The sequence below is a fragment of the Hylemonella gracilis ATCC 19624 genome (assembly GCF_000211835.1).
GTDB lineage: Bacteria > Pseudomonadota > Gammaproteobacteria > Burkholderiales > Burkholderiaceae_C > Hylemonella > Hylemonella gracilis.
Map to the genome: position 1 here is coordinate 1 of NZ_AEGR01000022.1, position 1,084 is coordinate 1,084.

Sequence of the window (1,084 nt, forward strand, 5' to 3'; positions counted from 1 at the left end):
CCTGCGCTCGCAATCGCAGGAACTGGTGCAGACCGTGGCGGTGTTCAAGCTGAGCAGCGGCGGCAACGCCGCAGGCGGCTTCAGCGGTGGCTCACAGCCATCCTTGTTGGCTTTGCGGTGAAGTTTTTGGCTCTCGGGTGGCCGAGAGCGATAAGGCTTGATCCTGCGTGGCGATTGAGCCTGGTCATTTGATGTCGCGCATCAGTATGCGGAGGTAAGCGTGTTCGGTACAAGAAAACTCAAGGTCGGCCAGCGTTTGGCGCTGGGCTTCGGCGTGGTTGTGGCCCTGGGTGTTGTCATCGCCTTGGGCAGCACGGTCAAGATGAACGGATTGGCGGGTGATCTTGAGATCATGTCTGGCCAGCAAATGTCCCAGATGCGGCAGTTCGTGCAGCTCAAGGACAACTTGAATGCCGCTGCGTTGAACTTGCGCAATGTGATGATCAGCACCAACCTTGAAATGAAGCCGAGATTCCGCGACATGGTGGAAAAACTCAAGGCTGACAACGAGAAATTGATCGCGGAGCTCGACAAGGTCACCGACACACAAGAGGGCAAGGCCTTGCTCGCTGCCATCAAGGAAAACAGCAAGGCTTATGAAGCCATCGCATCGCAAGCGATGGAGCTTGCGATGCAAGGGGATACGGCGGGCGCGGACAAGACCTTGTTCACCGTGCGTGAAAAGCGCCTCGCCTTGTTCAAGGCGGTCGACGATTCGATCCAACTGCGTTTCGATACTGCCCAGAATCTGGCCAAGGCCGGTGCTTCCACCGCCGCCACCAGTGCTTTGATATCGCTCGGACTGGCCCTTTCGATGGCCTTGCTCGGAGCCTTGATTGCCTGGCAAATCACGCGGCAGATCAGTGGTGAACTGGGGGCGGAACCCCATGAGGTTTCACGAGTCGTGAACCAGATTGCCGATGGTGACCTCAGTGCGACAGTGGAGGTGCGATCGGGCGATGGGGGGAGCGTTCTGGTAGCGGTCAAGCGCATGCAAGAGGCGTTGGTTCGTACTGTGACGGCGGTGCGTGAGGGCTCCGAGAGCGTGGCGACCGCCAGCGCCGAGATCGCGCAGGGCAATCAG

At 58.9% G+C, this 1,084-nt stretch carries 1 protein-coding gene; it reads left to right on the plus strand.

Annotated features, from left to right (window positions below; translation table 11 throughout):
• Window positions 1-220: 220 nt before the first annotated feature.
• On the plus strand, window positions 221-1,084 hold an 864-nt coding region (locus tag HGR_RS01625), incomplete at its 3' end, for an MCP four helix bundle domain-containing protein (protein WP_039852011.1).